Below are 16,291 nucleotides of genomic sequence, written 5' to 3'. Positions count from 1 at the left end.
AAAGCATCAAGAAAAGCACCTGGAATCATGGCTCTTTCTTCTCCTCCCTTCGCCCATGAGCGCGCGCCCGGCGCCGGCGTCACGGCCGTGCTCGGGCCGACCAACACCGGCAAGACGCATCTGGCCATCGAGCGCATGCTCGGGCATTCGTCCGGGCTGATCGGGCTGCCGCTGCGGCTATTGGCGCGCGAGGTCTACAACAAGATCGCCGATCGCGCCGGAGCTGAGAGCGTCGCGCTGATCACCGGCGAAGAGAAGATCAAGCCGAAGTCGCCGCGCTTCTGGGTCTCGACCGTCGAGGCGATGCCGCGTGATCTCGACGTCTCGTTCCTCGCGGTCGACGAGATCCAGATCGCGGCCGATCTCGAGCGCGGCCATGTCTTCACCGACCGCATCCTCAATCGGCGCGGGCGCGACGAGACGCTGCTGCTCGGGGCTGCGACGATGCGCCCCATCATCGAGCGGCTGCTGCCGGGCGCCTCCATGGTGACACGGCCGCGGCTCTCGACGCTCGAATTCGCCGGCGACCGCAAGATCACGCGGCAGCCGCGGCGCACCGCGATCGTCGCGTTCTCCGCCGACGAGGTCTATGCGATTGCCGAATTGATCCGCCGCCAGCATGGCGGGGCGGCGGTCGTGCTCGGCTCGCTCTCGCCGCGCACACGCAATGCACAGGTGGCGATGTTCCAGAACGGCGATGTCGATTATCTCGTCGCGACCGACGCGGTCGGCATGGGCTTGAACCTCGACGTCGATCACGTCGCCTTCGCCTCCGACCGCAAGTACGACGGCTATCAGTTCCGCCGCCTGACGCCGGCCGAGTTCGCACAGATTGCGGGCCGCGCGGGGCGTGCGACGCGGAACGGCACCTTCGGCACCACAGGCCGCTGTGCGCCATTCGAGTCGGAACTGGTGAATGCGCTGCAGAACCACACGTTTGACAGCGTGAAAATGCTGCAATGGCGCAATTCGAAGCTGGATTTCTCCTCGCTCGCCGCGCTCCAGGTGTCGCTGGCGCTGCCGCCGTCGCATGAAGTGCTGACGCGGGCGCCGATCGCCGAGGACATGCGCGTGCTCGACCATGCTGCGCGCGATGTCGAGGTGCGCGACATGGCGCATGGCGCTGTTGCCGTCGAACGGCTATGGGACACCTGCCAGATACCGGATTACCGAAAGCTGTCGCCGGCGGCCCATGCCGAGCTTGTGACCACGGTCTACGGCTTCCTGATGAAAAAGGGGCGTATTCCCGATGCATGGTTCGCCGCCCAGGTCGATCAGGCCGACCGCGTCGACGGCGATATCGACACGCTGTCGGGCCGGATCGCTCAGGTGCGCACCTGGACCTTTGTGGCGAACCGGCCGGACTGGCTGTCCGATCCCGAACATTGGCAGGGGATCACGCGCGAGCTCGAAAATAAATTATCCGATGCGCTGCATGAACGGCTCACGGAGCGTTTCGTTGATCGGCGTACCAGTGTATTGATGCGCCGCCTGCGGGAGAACTCTGTTTTGAATACTGAAATCGGCAAGACCGGCGAAGTCATCGTCGAGGGGCATGTGATCGGCCGGCTCGATGGATTCACCTTTGCGCCCGATGCGGCGGAAGCGGGCAGTGACGCCAAGGCGCTGCAGGCCGCGGCCCAGCAGGTGCTGGCGCGCGAGATCGACGCGCGGGCGGAGAAACTCTCCGCGGCGCCGGACGATGCCTTCGTGCTGACCTCCGACGGCACCATCCGCTGGACCGGCGATGCGGTGGCCAAACTCGTCGCGGCCGACGACGCGCTGCATCCGCGGCTGCGCATCATCTCCGACGAGCGGCTGACCGGCGCGCCGCGCGAGGCCGTGCAGAACCGGCTCGATCTCTGGCTCAAGACGCATATTACGAAATTGCTCGGGCCGCTGTTCGACCTGTCGAAGGCGGAGGATCTGCAGGGGATCGCGCGCGGTATCGCGTTCCAACTGGTGGAAGCGCTCGGCGTGCTGGAGCGCACGAAGATCGCCTCCGAGATGAAGGACCTCGACCAGGCCTCGCGCGCGACCTTGCGCAAGTACGGCGTCCGCTTCGGCGCCTATCACATCTACTTCCCGCAGCTCCTGAAACCGGCGGCGCGGGCGCTGGCCTCGCTGCTCTGGGCCGAGAAAGAGGACAATGTCGATCTGTCGACGCTGTCGAATGTGCAGCATCTGGCCTCCAGCGGGCGCACCTCGTTCCCGATCGACAAGGCGCTGCCGCGCGATGCCTATCGCGTGCTCGGCTACAAGCAGTGCGGGGAGCGCGCGGTGCGCGTCGACATCCTGGAGCGGCTGGCGGACCTGATCCGTCCCGCGCTGGCTTGGCGCGGGGGCTCGGCCGGAGAGAAGCCCGCGGGCGCGTTCGACGGTCGCGGCTTCGTGGTGACGCAGGCGATGACCTCGCTCACCGGCTCGGCCGGCGAGGATTTTGCATCCATCCTGCGCGCGCTCGGCTACCGCATGGAACGCCGCGCGCCACCGCCGCCGAAGCCGGTGGAAGTGGTCGAGACGGTGTCCGCCGAGACGCCGCCGGTGGAAGCAACCGCCGAGGCTACCCTGGAGATGCCGGCTGAAGAGGCGGCGGCCGAACTGCCCGCGTCGGGCGAGCCCAGCCCCTCCGCGGCGCTGTTGCCAGAAGTGACACTGGCGCCCGTGCCGAGCGAGGAACCTGCGGCTGCAGCTGAAGAGCCCGTCGCTGAAGCGCAGCCTGAGCCTGAGGCGACAGAGGCGCAGGCCGAACCGGTCGCGGAAGTGCAGGCGGAGCCGGCAACTCCCGCAGAAGTCTCCGCCGATGAGCCCTCGGCGCCGACGCCAACGGAGGCGACAGCAGAGGCTGCCGTCAGCACTGAGGAGCCCGCACCTGCCGAAGCCGTCGCCGCGCCAGCCGCGGCGGAGGTGCCGGCCGAGCCGCAACTGGTCGAGGTCTGGCGCCCCGGCGGCCGTTCCGAGGAGCGTCGCCCGCGCCATGACCGCCATCGCCATCGTCACCAGCCGCGCGACGGCGCCCCGGCCGCGGCGGCAGCGGGCGAAGGCGCCGACGGCGCACAACGCGATCAGCAGCGTCGTGGCCGCCGCCATCACGAATTCCGCAAGCCCCGCGAGGACGCGCCGCCCCCCGCGGAAGCCGCAGCCGCCGGCAATGGCGCACCGCGCGAGGACAAGGGCGGCCGCCGCGAGCGCTTCGAGGGCAAGGGCCGCGACCGCGACAATGATCGCCGCCGCGATAAACCCTCCGGCGACCGCAAAGACCGCGAGCGCGGTGGCCGCGATTTCCGCGGCAAGGGCGATCGCGACAAGGGCCGCGAGAGCGGCCCGGCGCTGCGCCAATATGCGAGCTCGGCACCGCGCGAACGCGAGCGCGCGATCGATCCCAACTCGCCGTTCGCAAAACTCGCGGCGTTGAAGGAACAACTCGCCGGCAACCGCAAGGATTGAACCTCACCAGAGAAAGAATGAGGCCGATTGGAGCGTCAGCGTCTCGATAAATGGCTGTGGCATGCGCGGGTGGTGAAAGCGCGCACCAGCGCCGCCGCGCTGATCGAGGCCGGCCATGTCCGCATCAACGGCGTGCGCGAGAGCGCGCCGGGACACGCTGTCAAACCGGGCGACGTGCTAACCATCGCGCTCGATCGCAGCGTGCGCGTGTTGAAGGTGATCCGCTTCTCGGAGCGGCGGGGCGACGCGACGGCCGCGCGGGTGCTGTATGAAGATTTGCAGAACCGCGCGGAATGATTATTTGCATCTCCGCAGGCGGTTGCCCGAAAACACGGCGCCGAACCGGCTTGCTTATCTTGCAGCAGCGGTTCTCCTGCGCTACGCAATTTTTGAAACGCAAGCCCTTCAAAGAATGAATCCGCTTTCGGAGTCTTTGGTTCGGAGTCCTGGATGACCTACGTCGTCACTGAAAACTGCATCAAGTGCAAATATACTGATTGCGTCGAGGTCTGCCCCGTCGATTGCTTCTACGAGGGCGAGAACATGCTGGTCATCCATCCCGAGGAATGCATCGATTGCGGCGTCTGCGAACCGGAATGTCCGGCGGATGCGATCAAGCCGGATACCGAGCCGGGGCTGGAGAAGTGGCTCGAGGTCAACAGCGAATACGCCAGGAGCTGGCCCAACATCACTCAGAAGAAGGACTCGCCTCCGGACGCCAAGGAGTTCGACGGCCAGGGGGGCAAGTTCGAGAAATATTTCTCTGCGAATCCTGGAACCGGCGACTGATTCGTGCGCTGTTTCTTGCTGGATTCGAGGCCTTTTCGCCAGGGAGCCGCGGCATCGTTTAACCCTAATGACAGAGTTATGACCGTTAATGCCCGCAAGCGGCAGGATTCGGCCCTAAATCATTGATTTTTGCGGAAAATGTGCTATATTGGGCGCATTGACAGAGCCGAACCCGGCCATCCCTGATCCTTGGCCCCGTTCGTTTCCGCAAAAACACCGAACAGGGGCGTGGCAGTTCCGCGCGCATGCTGTGTCACAGAAAACGCGTAAAAAGAGTGCTTCCAAGACGTCAAAGAAAGCCGCTGCAGTTGCCCGCAGCGCAGTCAAAGGCCGTGCCAAGGCGTCCGTAAAGGAAGCCCGTAAGGCTGCGGCTACAAAGTCCTCGAAAAACAAAAGAAGCGTGATGCCAGAAAAGACTGCCAAAACTGCCGCGAAAGCGACAGCCTCGAAGACCTTTGCTTCGAAAGTTGCCGCCAAGACTGCTCCCAAGGCTGCGCCTGCGCCGAAGGCAGCCGTCAAGCCGGCCGCGAAGCCGGTTGCCGCTGCCCCGCGCATCGAGGAGCCGAAGAAGGTCGTGACCCAGCGCCAAGGGTTCAAGGCCAACGAGTTCGTGGTCTATCCGGCTCATGGCGTCGGCCAGATTCTCGCGATCGAGGAGCAGGAGATCGCGGGCGCCAAGCTGGAACTGTTCGTCATCAGCTTCATGAAGGACAAGATGACGCTTCGCGTGCCCACCGCAAAGGTCGCCAATGTCGGCATGCGCAAGCTGTCCGAGCCCGCACTGGTCAAGAAGGCGCTGGAGACGCTGAAGGGCCGTGCCCGCGTCAAGCGCACGATGTGGTCGCGCCGGGCGCAGGAATACGAAGCCAAGATCAATTCGGGCGATATCGTCGCGATCGCTGAAGTGGTGCGCGACCTCTATCGTTCGGAGTCGCAGCCCGAGCAGTCCTACTCCGAACGCCAGCTCTATGAAGCGGCGCTCGACCGGCTGTCGCGCGAGATCGCGGTGGTGCAGCACGCGACCGAGACCGAAGCGATCAAGGAGATCGAGAGCCAGCTCGCCAAGAGCCCGCGCCGCGGCGCAGCCAAGGCCGAATCCGGTGCCGAGGGAGACAGTGAAGGCGATGCCGACGATCTCGACGGCGACAGCGACGACGCCACCGTCGCCGACGAGGCAGCGTAAGCAGCTCGCCAAACAATTTGCAGCGAAAAGCCCGGCCAAGCGGCCGGGCTTTTTGTTCGGGTGCCGCGAATAGAGGCCAGCGCTGGGGGGGCATAAGCGGCGCAGCCATTCTCCGACGTCCAGCCTCGTTCAGGCGGCCGCTCGCTTGCGCGGCGGACGGAAGAATATTCGTAACCCTCCGGACTGGGCCGCGGAGTGATCGCTTGTCGCCGGGTCGAAGGATTTGTCACGACTCATATTCGTCGTGCCGCCGCCACCATTCGTAGGGGCGTGACTGGGGCCAACCCGGGGGCGAATCCTCCCACGTCTCCTGGCGCCCGTAGGGCGTCGCGTCCAGGAAACCCCAGACGTTCCCGAGCGCCTCGCATCCGCGTCGGGAGGTGAAGTAGGTGCGGAACACCTCGTCTCCCCGCCGCAAGAAGACGCTGAGCCCATGCGCCTCGCCACTCGATGTGGTGATCCCCAGATCGACATTGAAGCTGTTGTTCGCTGACGAGACCCAGCCGTGCGGCCAGGACATGCGCTTGCGATAGGCCTCGACGCTGGCGAAGGGCGCGAGCGAGACCAGTGCAAGGGATACGCCGCGCGCATTCAGGTGCGGCACGGCGAATTGACCGATGTTGTCCACGAACATCGAGCATCCAGGACAGCCCGCAGACGGCCAACCGTGCACGCCCGGCGCGAACATGAAGTGGTAGAGGAGAAGCTGCGGCCGGCCATCGAATAGATCCAGTAGGCTCACCTGCCCGTCCGCGCCCTCGAAAACGTAGGACTTCTCGATCTTCGTCATCGGCAGTCGGCGGCGCTCCGCGGCAAGCGCATCCCTTGTGCGGGTCAGGGCTTTCTCCTTGGTAAGCATCGCGTCGAGCGCTTGGCGCCACTCAAGCTCCGCGACAACCTTGGGCATCGGCTGTGCTGTTGCATTCATTGCCTGTCTCCTTTGTCCGACGGAACTGACCAAAGGACGTCCGAGGCAGACCCAAGCCGACAGGCCGACTGAAATTCTTTCCCGCCACGAGACGGGCGTAGTTCGGCCCGCAGGCCCCGGATACGCGATCGCTCTCATCCTCCGGCATGAACTTGACGCAAACGCCGCTGCCAACGAGCCTGTTTCCAGCCTCCAATCCAAAGCGGGTATGGTCCGGTATCGAAGTGTCTTGAATGAACGAGGCCGCATGCCGCCGCCCATCAAAGTCGAACTGCTACCCCATAGCCCAGGCTGGTCGCATTTGGCCGACGCTGAGGCACAGCTACTTGCAGGAGCCTTCGGGCCGAACCTGCGGACAGTTCATCACATTGGCTCAACCGCAATTCCCGGCATACGGGCAAAGCCCATTTTGGATCTGATGCCTGTGATCAGCAACTTGGCCGGGTTGGACGAGTGCCAAGGTAAGCTAGAAGCGCTCGGTTACGACTGGTGGGGCGAACTTGGTTTGCCGGGACGGCGGTACTGCACGAAATCCGATCCGAAGACCGGGCGCAGAACCGTGCAACTCCATTGTTATGAGGACGGTTCGACAGAGATCACGCGGCATCTGGCGTTCCGGGACTGTCTCCGTGCACATCCGACACTTGCCGCTGAATATGATCGTGTGAAAGTCGAGTGCCAGCGTCGGCATCCCAACGATTCGCACGCCTATGGCGATTGCAAGGAGGCATGGATCAGGAATGGGGAGGCCGCCGCATTAGAGTGGTATCAGGCGTCATGAAGCGTTGAGCTTCTATGCCGGCTCTTGGCCCGTTGGCGACCCAGCGGCTGGAGTCGCCAACATCCGTTTTCAAGACCTAAGCAGGCTCACCCATACGGATTGGGGATGTCGGGCTTTGCCCCCGGAACTGACATGCGTTATCGCGCCGCTTGCGACGCAGCATTGCACCTCACCGAGTACGACGACTATCGAGACCTGATGCTCTGCATCTTGTCGTCCTCAAGCTATGATGAGGATCGAACGAAGCGGCGGAGGCACAGCTATTCGGCGGTGGTCGGATCTATAGTTGCTCTGACGAGAGCGATACTGTTCGCCGGGAATCCTGCCAATTGAGCGTGTTTGCGAATTAGATCCTCGCTGGGTGCACGGTAGACGCAGTAAATCTTGTTGTCGGTAACGTAACTATGCACCCACTGAATTTCCGGACCCAACTCGCGAAGGACGTCGCAGGAACCTTGGGATGCGCCTTTGAGATCATCCTTGCTGAGTTTTCCAGCCCCCGGCATTTCTCGTTCGATAACAAACTGCGGCATCGTCCATTCTCCCTTTCGTAAGGCCAGGCAATCCTGCCTCCTGTTTTAGTCAAAGTCCACAATCCGAAATACGAGGATGCGAAAAGACGCGCGCTCGCAGCACGGGATGGTCCGAGATTGATCGATCGGCCTCGACGTTGCCTCAGCGCGCGCAGGAGTAAGGGTTCCCTGTTTCGCAGTCAGCCGACTCCGCGATGCAAGCGAAATTGCTGCGGTGCATGAGTCTCCTTACGACCCGTCGAACTCGCTGAACCCGAAGTTAACCTCGGACGGCGGATCATAGTGCCGATCTGGTGCGTCTCGAATATTCAACCTGGTGTCGAGAGATCGATGGTTCACCGTAGTGCTTTGGTACTCCGTTTGCGGTCAGCAATCGTCCGCGGGCAAACCTATGCGCTACGCCGCCATGGGCGGTCCGAACCAAGTGGTTAGCGCATTGACGAGGCCTTGGTCGGCGTCATCTCCCACCCACGCCATGTTTGAGCATGATCTCCGCGCAAACGCTTCGCGTTTGTCGCGAGGGAAAACCGGTGTCCACTTTTCCGGATCATGCTCTAGTCTCGCTGTTCGGAACACAGAACCACGTTGAGCGTTCTCGCGTTTTAAGCTCAGCCGAATTGCTCTTTCCGAAGTGCCGCTGGAAAGTCATCGGAACCAGGGGGAAAGGGATGACCCAACACAAGCCTTGCCCGTGGTGGGTGGGTTACCTGATTGCAAGTCCCATTCGGAAGTTGTGGCACGATCCTGCTCTTATCCTGGAGTCCTATATTCGAGAAGGGATGACAGTACTGGAGCCCGGCCCGGGCATGGGCTTTTTTACCCTCGAAATAGCGAAGCTGGTTGGGCCTTCGGGTCGTGTTGTGGCGGTGGATGTAGAGCCGCGGATGATCGAGGGACTGAAACGCCGCGCCCGCAAAGCCGGTTTGTTGGACAGGATCGATGCGCGCGTGGTCAGTGCTACATCCATGCAGCTTGCCGACCTGGATGCAAGTGCCGACTTTGTGTTCGCATTTGCGGTCGTGCACGAGTTGCCGTCCGCGGCGTCCTTCTTCTCGGAAGCTGCCCGAGCCATGAAATCAGGCGCTGATCTGTTACTGGCCGAGCCTGTCGGTCATGTCAGTGAGGCAGAATTTGCAGAGCAGATCGGAGCCGCCGCCGACGATGGCTTAAAGGCGCTCAGCCGGCCGTCGATCAACCATTGCATTGCTGCTTTGTTGCGAAAGGCATAGGCCCACCTGTTGTTGGAGGCGTCGTCCCATGCCGAGACGTCTGGCGGCAGGAAGGCGATCCTGCGCCCTCAGCACATGGAACTCGCGGCCTTTGCAGTGACTCGCACCTGGCGATGGCTCCGTATTATTCAGCCATGATACGCAAACAGCTCGATCGGGGCGCTGAAGCCTCGCACCGGAAATTCGCCGACGCGTTCGAGATCGAAATCGTTTTGGACGAAGTCGGCGAACGCGCGGGACAGCAGCACCTTTGTACCCAATTGCTTGGTCAGGGTTTCCAGACGCGAAGCCATGTTGACCGCTGGGCCGATGACCGTGAAGTCGAGCCGGGTGCGCGAGCCGATGTTGCCGTACATGACGTCTCCGACATGGACGCCGATGCCGTAATTCAGCGGCTCACGGCCGATCTCGTTGTTCTTCTCGTTCAGCGCAATCATGGCCTGCCGGGCTTCGGAAACGGCATGCAGCAGATTTGCGCAGGCCGACGGCTGGCTCAGCGGAAAAATGGCGAGCAGACCGTCGCCGATGAATTTCAGTATTTCGCCGCCATGTCGCACGATCGGCTCCGACATCGCGTCGAAATAGCCGTTCAGGAGATCAATGACGTCGTCGCGCGGCCAGTTGTCCGAGATCCTGGTGAAATCCCTGAGATCGCAGATCATGATGGCGGCGCGTACCGTCGTCCCGCTTCCGCGCCTGGTCGCGCCGGCCAGAATCAGTTCGCCGGCATGCGGCCCGACATAGGTTTCGAGCAGCGTTCGCGCCAGCCGGTTCTTGACGCGGATTTCGCTGACCAGCGCCAGGACCGGCAGCAGTCTTAGCAGGCTGTCGAGATGCGCGTCGTCGAAACCTCCAGGTCGGTCGGTTGCAAAGGTCACGATGTGCCGCTTGCCGAGCGTATGATACAGCGGCCACGCCACATAGTCAGTCAAGCCTTGCGCCCGCATCTCGTCATAGACGGCATGCTTGCGGCCCAGCGCGGGATCGCGTTCGAGATTTTCGCGCACCGCGGCGGCGCCGTCATGGATTTCGTTGACGGGACTGTCGATGTATTCGGATCGCTCCGTGACATCGTAATCGACTCTCGCAATTTCGGCCTCGCGCATTCCGTCGGTCCACATCATCCGGGCGCCAAGCCATTGAGGATGGTGGATCAGGATATGAAGCGACGCCCGCTTGACGGGAATGCCCGCCTGCTGGAGGCGGATGCACAGCTCAGCGAAAATATTGTCGATGAAGCGCTCATCGCGGGTCTCGTTTGTCAGCCAATGCGCAACGTCGCTGTCAGAATACGCGGTGCCGGGCTCGACGTTTGGCGGCGCGTTCATATCTTGTTCCTCAGTGGTGACGTGGACCGACGGTATAGGATATGTCGTGTGCCCGCTCGATGACGTCAACGAGGACCTGCGTCAGGACAGCGGAGAGCGCCCGCCGCTGGACTGAAAGCTGCTCTTGACGGCTCAAGCTTCCGATCGATCAGCGTTGCGCATGGATGGAGACAACGGATTTGCTGCCTCCCACCAACCAGGCGGCAAGCCCCGCGACCGCGCCATCCGCGGCGTAGAACAGCGTGAGGAAGAGATCGAAAACAACGCCCTGAAATGTCGGCACGCTGTCTTTTGTTAGCAAAACCCCTCCTTGCGCATATGAATAGCTGCCCCTGCCCATGTAGATCGCGATGTGGCCGCCCACGGTCACCAGAAGGTAAAGGGCAGCGCCGATCTTGACCGCGTCCCATCGGGTCGTCAGGCCATGAGTGCTGGCGAATTTCCAGGCCGGATAGCCGACTGCGAAGCAAATGATCAAAGAGATCGGCAGCCCGACTGCCGCCGCGAATCCGAACGAACCGAAAATCTGTCTGGAACTGGGCCAGGTCGCGTCTTGATCAGTCATCAGTGACCAGACGCCGGTCGCGAGCAGCGGCGTCGCGGTCGCAACGACCATGAAGAACGTCCACGCCGCGAGCGAGGCCGCCAGCAGGCCGCGCACGCGGCAAGGCGTTTCAAGCACCGGTAGCGCGTTCGATTTCCGTGTCACGGACCAACCTCCATCGGCTCCGCTGCCGCAATCGATCGCCCAGCTTGCAGGCACACTATGCATATTCTGGGGCGCCGCTTATGATCGAAGGGTCATTGGCAGTCGAGAGCCAATCAGCGAGCAATCACGGAATCAGAGGGAAGCAAATGGCTCTCTCCGAGGCACTGCGTCGTAGCACCTCTCTTGCGGCAGGCGTCGTTTTACTGGCATGCGTCCAAGGCGCTGCGTCTGCAACCGATGAGTTCCAAGGCAAGTGGTCGAGCAATCCGCCCCGCTGCGAACAGGTGAACGGCGAGGTCGATGTCCTGACCATCATGTCATCAGAACTCGAGTTCTACGAGGTCGGCTGCAAGCTGTCGAAGCCTGAACGCCGTCGCGACGAGGTCAGGTTCGCCGCGCGTTGCTACAAGGGCGGCAGCCCCGAGACCTCTGGAACGGTGGTGATCCGGCGTCTGTCACCGGCAACCATCGACCTTGCGCTGCACGGCTTCTTCTGGATCACGGAGACGCCTGAGAAATTCCATCGCTGCGCCGCGCGATGAGCGCGGCCGATCGCTCGGAGGACATGTTGATGGGAAAGCCCATAGTCGACGTTGCGACGCTCGCCGTCACGCTGTGTTGCCTGTCGGTCGCGACGTCGCAGGCCAGGGAGGCTGCGGCCGAAGAGAATCTGGTCCAGCACTGCGCCAACGTCCGCGATGATGACAAGGTGCGCGGCTATGAGCCGTCACTCCGCGAGCCGACGCTCAAGGCCTTCAAGACGCTCGCACCCGACGCCAAGCGCGAACCGGACCTGTCCGACATCGAGACGCAGGCGCAATACCGCTGCATGGACGGAAAGGTCATGGTCTGTTTCGTCGGGGCGAACCTGCCCTGCGCCAAGATCAACACGGCCAAGGACAATCCGGGAGCCGACGCGTTCTGCAAGCAGGCCTCGAAAGAGAAGACCATTCCGGCTTTCGCTACTGGCCACGACTCGGCTTATTCCTACAAATGCCGAGGTGGAAAGGCCGTCGTCGACCACGAAACCTGGAAGCTCGATAAACGCGGCTTCGCCGAGAAGATCTGGACCGTGCTTCCTGAGCATTAAAGCATGATGCGGAAAAGTGGACGCCGGTTTTCCCTCGCGACAAACGCGAAGCGTTTGCGCGACACTCGCATGTCATCATTCAGCTATCGAGGCGCCGCTTGAAGTAACCTTCAAGCTCCGAAACCGCTTGATCCTCCCATTCCTCGGCTTGCGCGAGCAGTGAATGCCGCTGAATGGGTCGAAATGCTGCGGCTTGGCGGCACAGCGAAGCTATGGTGCGGTATCGGCGCACGTTTTCCATGATGGTCAGCCCATTCATGCCTGGATCTCCCCTCGCTCTTCCCGCGCACGAACTTGCGGCAGAACGATTTTCGATTCGTTAGCGGCCGGAGGGGCATGCGTGAATGGTTTGCGAAACCTTGCCGCGCAGACGGTTGGGGTTCGAGTGGATCCTTGCCGCAAGCGCTGGGTCCCGGAGGTGAGCGATCGGCTGATGCTCATCCGCAAGTGTCGGTGTGGCCGCGAACCTGTCTGCCTCGCGGAGAACAGGTCGTTTTGCGCGCTGAAGGGGATCGTGGCATTTCCCGACAGCTGTGACGCGAAGGCTGCATCGGTCGGCGCAGTCTGAAAACTGCGCCATGATCATGGCGCCATCCTTACGGATGTAAGCATTTCACTCTGACGAGACATCGTTCGGTAACGCGGGCCGCCCAATTCTTGGAGGTCAGCGCGGAGGCACGCGCGGCTACGCATCCGTCTGTAAGACTGCATTGGTCAGCAGAAGGGATCGCGTCAACGAATTCGTGACCTGGACAAAGGGCTTCTTTGATGTCTTACCATTTTCTGCTGGCGTCGTGGGGCACCTTGGGAAATCTGAGCCCGCTGCTGACTGCGGGGCGGAGGTTGCGCCAGAATGGACACCATGTCCGGGTGATGGCGGATCCGGCAATGCGCGCTGAAGTGGAGGCCGCCGGCTTTGAGTTTGTAACATGGCGCCGCGCTCCGATCGGTGAGGCCGCGGACCCGACAGATGTCTCGGACATACAAGAACTTATACGCCGGATCATATTTGATCCTGCCGCGCTCTATGCGGCCGATATCCGGGATGAGATTGGCCGTATGCGGACGGATGCTGTTCTCCTGCTTGACATGCTTTTTGGTGCTGCGCTCGGGGCGGAGGCATCTGACGTGCCCTTCGCTCTTCTTTCCCCGCATGTCAGCATTCGACCCCTCCCGGGAGTGCCGCCGGCCACCAGCGGATTGAGCCAACCGAAAACCCCGGAAGAGCGCGCTGAAGTCGATGCAGCCAGTGCCAGGTTCGCGGCGGCGCTGAATGGGTTTCTGCCAATTCTTAACCGCGCTCGTGACGATCTCGGTCTTCCCGTTCTGGTGGATGTCATGGATCTGTTCGACCGGGCCGACCGGCTTCTGCTCGCGACCAGTCAAGCGTTCGACTTTCAGGCTGACTGGCTGCCCGACAATTTCCGCTACGTCGGACCGCTGCTCGACGTGCCGAATTGGTCCAAATCCGCGGGGAGGTCGTGGCAAGCGCCATGGTCCGCTCAGTCGGATCGTCACCGCGCGCTGATCGCATGCAGCACGGGCGCGCAAGGCCAGCGCGATCTGTTTCAGCGCATCATCGACGCGATGGAGGCGGTCGAGATCGACGCCCTTGCAACAACCGGCCCCAATCTCGACGTAGCCGATCTTCGGGCGCCGAAGAATGTGCATTTGATTGAGGGCGCTCCCCATGACTTGGTCATGAAGGATGTTTCCGTGGTGGTATCGCAAGGCGGCCACGGAACCGTCACCCGCTCACTAATCAACGCTCTGCCGCAGCTCATTCTGCCAATGGGCCGTGACCAGGCCGATAACGCCGCGCGCGTCGAGGCGAAGGGCGCAGGGCTTCGATTGCCCCCAACGGCTTCGCAAGCGGAAATTGCCGCGGCAGTGAACCGGCTGATTACTGAGCCACAATTCAAAGCGGCGGCACGTCTCCTCGGCGAGGCAATCAAGACCGATATCGATCGGTCGCGCCTTGTCGACGAGATGGAGACGATCGCCGCCACTGGCCGCGCGGCGAGACAGCAACCCCAGAAACGGCGGCTTCGCGGTGCCTGACAATCCACAAGGCGGCGCCAGACACATGATGTGCCCCACGTCCCTCGCTGCCGTTCGCAAAGTGCGCCGAACGTACGCAAGGCGCGAGGCGTGACTCCGATTGAAAGCGAGCCCTACCCGTGCGCATTCATCCCGATTCGTTCGTGTTTACGTTGCTGCTTGGTCTTCTGTCTTCTCTGCCAACCTTCGGCATCGACGTGATCCTGCCGAGCTTGTCGGCGACAGGGGCTGATCTTGGCGCGGCACCGGCGGATGTGGGTTTGGCGATGAGCGTTTATCTCTTGAGCCTGGGCGCGGCGCTCCTTGTGTATGGGCCGGTATCGGATCGCTTCGGCCGCAAGCCGATCGTGGTGTTTGGCTGCGTGCTAGTCATCATCGCGAGCGTGGGCTGCATTCTTGCCCGTTCACTGCCGCAGCTGCTGTTTTTTCGGGCGCTGCAAGGGGCGGGCGCTTCGGGGCCAGGAATGGCCGCCGTTACCATCGTCAGCGACCTCTTCGACGGCGCGGCCGCACGCGCAAAGATGTCCAACGTGGTCTTTGCTATCAATGTCGTGCCGATGATTGCACCAACCGTCGGCGCGGCGTTCCTTGCCGTTGGCGGCTGGCGGGCCATCTACCTCGTGCCGATCGTCGGCGGATCCATGCTGCTCGCCGCGATGGGAGGCTTCAGCGAGAGCGCGCGGATTGATCCGAACATCCGCCTCAGTCCAGCAGCCATTATCCGCGACTACCTTCGCGTTCTGCGTAATCCCCTCTGCGTCGGCTATATCCTCTGCAACGCCGCCGCCGCGGGAGCAGTGTTCGCTTACATCACCGGCTCATCACTGTTCTTCATCAATGCTCTCGGCCTGAGCGCCTATCAATATGGTCTGATCTTCGGGACAAGCTCGCTGTCGGTCATGATCGGTACCTTGATCAACAAGCGTCTTGGAGGCTGGGGAGTGTCGCCCGGTCAAATGATTGCGATCGGCCTGGCGCTCTCGACCATCATGGCGACCTCCTTGCTCGTGATGGCTATGGCCGGAGGCAAGTCGATCGCCGTAGTGGTGTCGGTGATGATCGGCGTCGCGTTGTCGTTCGGGTTGATCTCGCCGAATGCCATGAACGGGGCATTGCTGCCGATGCCAGACATCGCGGGCTCGATCAGTGCCGTGATGGCATTTGTGCAAATGATCGCCGCTGCGTCGTCCAGCGCATTCGTCGCCGCGCTCTTTGACGGTCGCTCGGCGTTATCGATGGCATTGGTGATGCTTTCTTTTTGCCTGCTCGCAATCGCGTCGTATGTCGGCGTCGTCGGCCCCGCCAGACGCTTTGCGCTGCTGCATTAGTACAGAGTTAGCGCAGGAGGAAGACCGTGATCTCTTATGAAACGCTAGAGCCAGTTTTCTTGAATCGCTGCGGTGTGCATCTCGCGCATTTCGAGGTGGCACCCAAGGCTCCGCAGAGCCCGCCGCTGGTTCTCGTCAACGGCTGGACCGGCGACCATGGTATCTTCACGCCCCAGATCACCTATTTCGGGCAAACCCGTCGCGTGGTGGCAGTCGATCTTCGCGGCCACGGCGCCAGCGACGCGCCGGAGCAGGAATACACCATGGCGGGGTTCGCGGACGATATCGCCTGGCAATGTGCCCAACTGGGGTTGCAAAAGCCCGTCGTGATCGGCCACAGCTTCGGCGGCGCGGTCGCGCTTGAACTGTGCGGGCGTTATCCCGAACTCGCCTCAGGCATGGTGATGATCGACTCGATTGTGATGGCACCCGCCGGTTTGCGGGATTCCCCAGACGTGCAACGTCTGCTGGACGGCATCGGCGGGCCGAACTACCGGACGGTATTGAAAGCCAATGCATGGGAGATCGGTTGCGATTTCGACGATCCGGTACGGCGAAAGATGATTTACGAGACCTATATTCTGCCGCCTTGCGAGAAGATACCGCAGCAAGCGGCCTATTCGACCATCAAGAATTTCACGCAGAACTATGATCCGACGCCCGCAGCGAAGGCTTGCAAAATTCCTATAGCCTATATCTCCGCGGATGTGCCTCTGGTGAACATGGCGCGCGATCTCGATCGCCTGCAGGAACTCTGTCCCCAGATGGTCGTGGCAAAGACGATGCTCGCTGGACATTTCAATACGATCGAGGTCGCCGACCAGGTCAACGCCATGCTCGATCGGTTCCTGACAGTCGGCCTCGGCCGGTTCAAGACGTGATTCA

16 protein-coding genes are annotated in these 16,291 nt (G+C 62.1%); 11 read left to right on the top strand and 5 right to left on the bottom strand.

Annotation, left to right across the window (positions count from 1 at the left end):
* Positions 1 to 27: 27 nt before the first annotated feature.
* From J6497_RS17350 to J6497_RS17335, 4 genes are all read left to right on the top strand, one after another.
* Positions 28 to 3,447 carry a helicase-related protein gene (locus tag J6497_RS17350; protein ID WP_225705486.1) on the top strand — a complete coding sequence of 1,140 codons (3,420 nt, stop codon included), beginning with the start codon at positions 28 to 30 and terminating at the stop codon, positions 3,445 to 3,447.
* Between the two features lie 27 nt (positions 3,448 to 3,474).
* A complete protein-coding gene (locus J6497_RS17345; protein ID WP_225705485.1) occupies positions 3,475 to 3,744 on the top strand; it encodes an RNA-binding S4 domain-containing protein in 270 nt (89 codons plus the stop codon).
* 153 nt (positions 3,745 to 3,897) lie between these two features.
* Positions 3,898 to 4,236: a ferredoxin FdxA gene (gene fdxA / locus J6497_RS17340; protein WP_225705484.1), complete on the top strand. Its 339-nt coding sequence runs from the start codon at positions 3,898 to 3,900 to the stop codon at positions 4,234 to 4,236.
* Between the two features lie 403 nt (positions 4,237 to 4,639).
* On the top strand, positions 4,640 to 5,419 hold the full coding sequence (locus J6497_RS17335) for a CarD family transcriptional regulator (RefSeq protein WP_225705483.1): 780 nt from the start codon (positions 4,640 to 4,642) through the stop codon (positions 5,417 to 5,419).
* 226 nt (positions 5,420 to 5,645) lie between these two features.
* Here J6497_RS17335 and J6497_RS17330 read toward each other — a convergent pair whose 3' ends face one another.
* On the bottom strand, positions 5,646 to 6,347 hold the full coding sequence (locus J6497_RS17330) for a DUF899 domain-containing protein (RefSeq protein WP_225705482.1): 702 nt from the start codon (positions 6,345 to 6,347) through the stop codon (positions 5,646 to 5,648).
* A gap of 247 nt (positions 6,348 to 6,594) precedes the next feature.
* Between J6497_RS17330 and J6497_RS17325 the strand changes: the two genes are divergently transcribed.
* On the top strand, positions 6,595 to 7,128 hold the full coding sequence (locus J6497_RS17325) for a GrpB family protein (protein WP_225705481.1): 534 nt from the start codon (positions 6,595 to 6,597) through the stop codon (positions 7,126 to 7,128).
* 260 nt (positions 7,129 to 7,388) lie between these two features.
* Here the strand turns inward: J6497_RS17325 and J6497_RS17320 are convergent, their stop codons facing one another.
* Entirely contained in the window at positions 7,389 to 7,661 is a 273-nt protein-coding gene (locus J6497_RS17320; RefSeq protein ID WP_225705480.1) for a DUF4242 domain-containing protein, read from the bottom strand.
* A gap of 668 nt (positions 7,662 to 8,329) precedes the next feature.
* On the opposite strand from J6497_RS17320, the gene J6497_RS17315 reads away from it, so the two are divergent.
* The gene (locus tag J6497_RS17315; RefSeq protein ID WP_225705479.1) at positions 8,330 to 8,890 is read left to right on the top strand and encodes a class I SAM-dependent methyltransferase; all 561 of its coding nucleotides are present in this window, start codon (positions 8,330 to 8,332) and stop codon (positions 8,888 to 8,890) included.
* 128 nt (positions 8,891 to 9,018) lie between these two features.
* On the opposite strand, the gene J6497_RS17310 is transcribed toward J6497_RS17315, so the two are convergent.
* Positions 9,019 to 10,218, bottom strand: coding sequence for an adenylate/guanylate cyclase domain-containing protein (locus tag J6497_RS17310; protein ID WP_225705478.1), 1,200 nt, complete (start codon positions 10,216 to 10,218; stop codon positions 9,019 to 9,021).
* Between the two features lie 148 nt (positions 10,219 to 10,366).
* Positions 10,367 to 10,879, bottom strand: a complete 513-nt coding sequence (locus J6497_RS17305; protein ID WP_225705477.1) for a hypothetical protein — start codon at positions 10,877 to 10,879, stop codon at positions 10,367 to 10,369.
* A gap of 128 nt (positions 10,880 to 11,007) precedes the next feature.
* Here J6497_RS17305 and J6497_RS17300 point away from each other — a divergent pair, with 128 nt between their 5' ends.
* Positions 11,008 to 11,469: a hypothetical protein gene (locus J6497_RS17300; RefSeq protein ID WP_225705476.1), complete on the top strand. Its 462-nt coding sequence runs from the start codon at positions 11,008 to 11,010 to the stop codon at positions 11,467 to 11,469.
* A 29-nt stretch (positions 11,470 to 11,498) separates the two neighbouring features.
* On the top strand, positions 11,499 to 12,017 hold the full coding sequence (locus J6497_RS17295; protein WP_225705475.1) for a hypothetical protein: 519 nt from the start codon (positions 11,499 to 11,501) through the stop codon (positions 12,015 to 12,017).
* A gap of 79 nt (positions 12,018 to 12,096) precedes the next feature.
* On the opposite strand, the gene J6497_RS17290 is transcribed toward J6497_RS17295, so the two are convergent.
* On the bottom strand, positions 12,097 to 12,276 hold the full coding sequence (locus J6497_RS17290; protein WP_225705474.1) for a hypothetical protein: 180 nt from the start codon (positions 12,274 to 12,276) through the stop codon (positions 12,097 to 12,099).
* 509 nt (positions 12,277 to 12,785) lie between these two features.
* Here J6497_RS17290 and J6497_RS17285 point away from each other — a divergent pair.
* From J6497_RS17285 to J6497_RS17275, 3 genes are all read left to right on the top strand, one after another.
* Entirely contained in the window at positions 12,786 to 14,078 is a 1,293-nt protein-coding gene (locus tag J6497_RS17285) for a glycosyltransferase (RefSeq protein ID WP_225705473.1), read from the top strand.
* 119 nt (positions 14,079 to 14,197) lie between these two features.
* Positions 14,198 to 15,406, top strand: a complete 1,209-nt coding sequence (locus tag J6497_RS17280) for a multidrug effflux MFS transporter (RefSeq protein WP_225705472.1) — start codon at positions 14,198 to 14,200, stop codon at positions 15,404 to 15,406.
* A 59-nt stretch (positions 15,407 to 15,465) separates the two neighbouring features.
* Complete coding sequence (locus J6497_RS17275) at positions 15,466 to 16,287, top strand: alpha/beta fold hydrolase (RefSeq protein ID WP_225705471.1); 822 nt, start codon at positions 15,466 to 15,468, stop codon at positions 16,285 to 16,287.
* The last annotated feature ends 4 nt before the right edge of the window (positions 16,288 to 16,291 follow it).

This window comes from Bradyrhizobium cenepequi, from assembly GCF_020329485.1.
In the GTDB taxonomy this organism is placed as follows: Bacteria; Pseudomonadota; Alphaproteobacteria; order Rhizobiales; family Xanthobacteraceae; genus Bradyrhizobium; species Bradyrhizobium cenepequi.
Note: the sequence above shows the minus strand (reverse complement) of the source record. Positions and strands in the feature narration are given on the sequence as shown.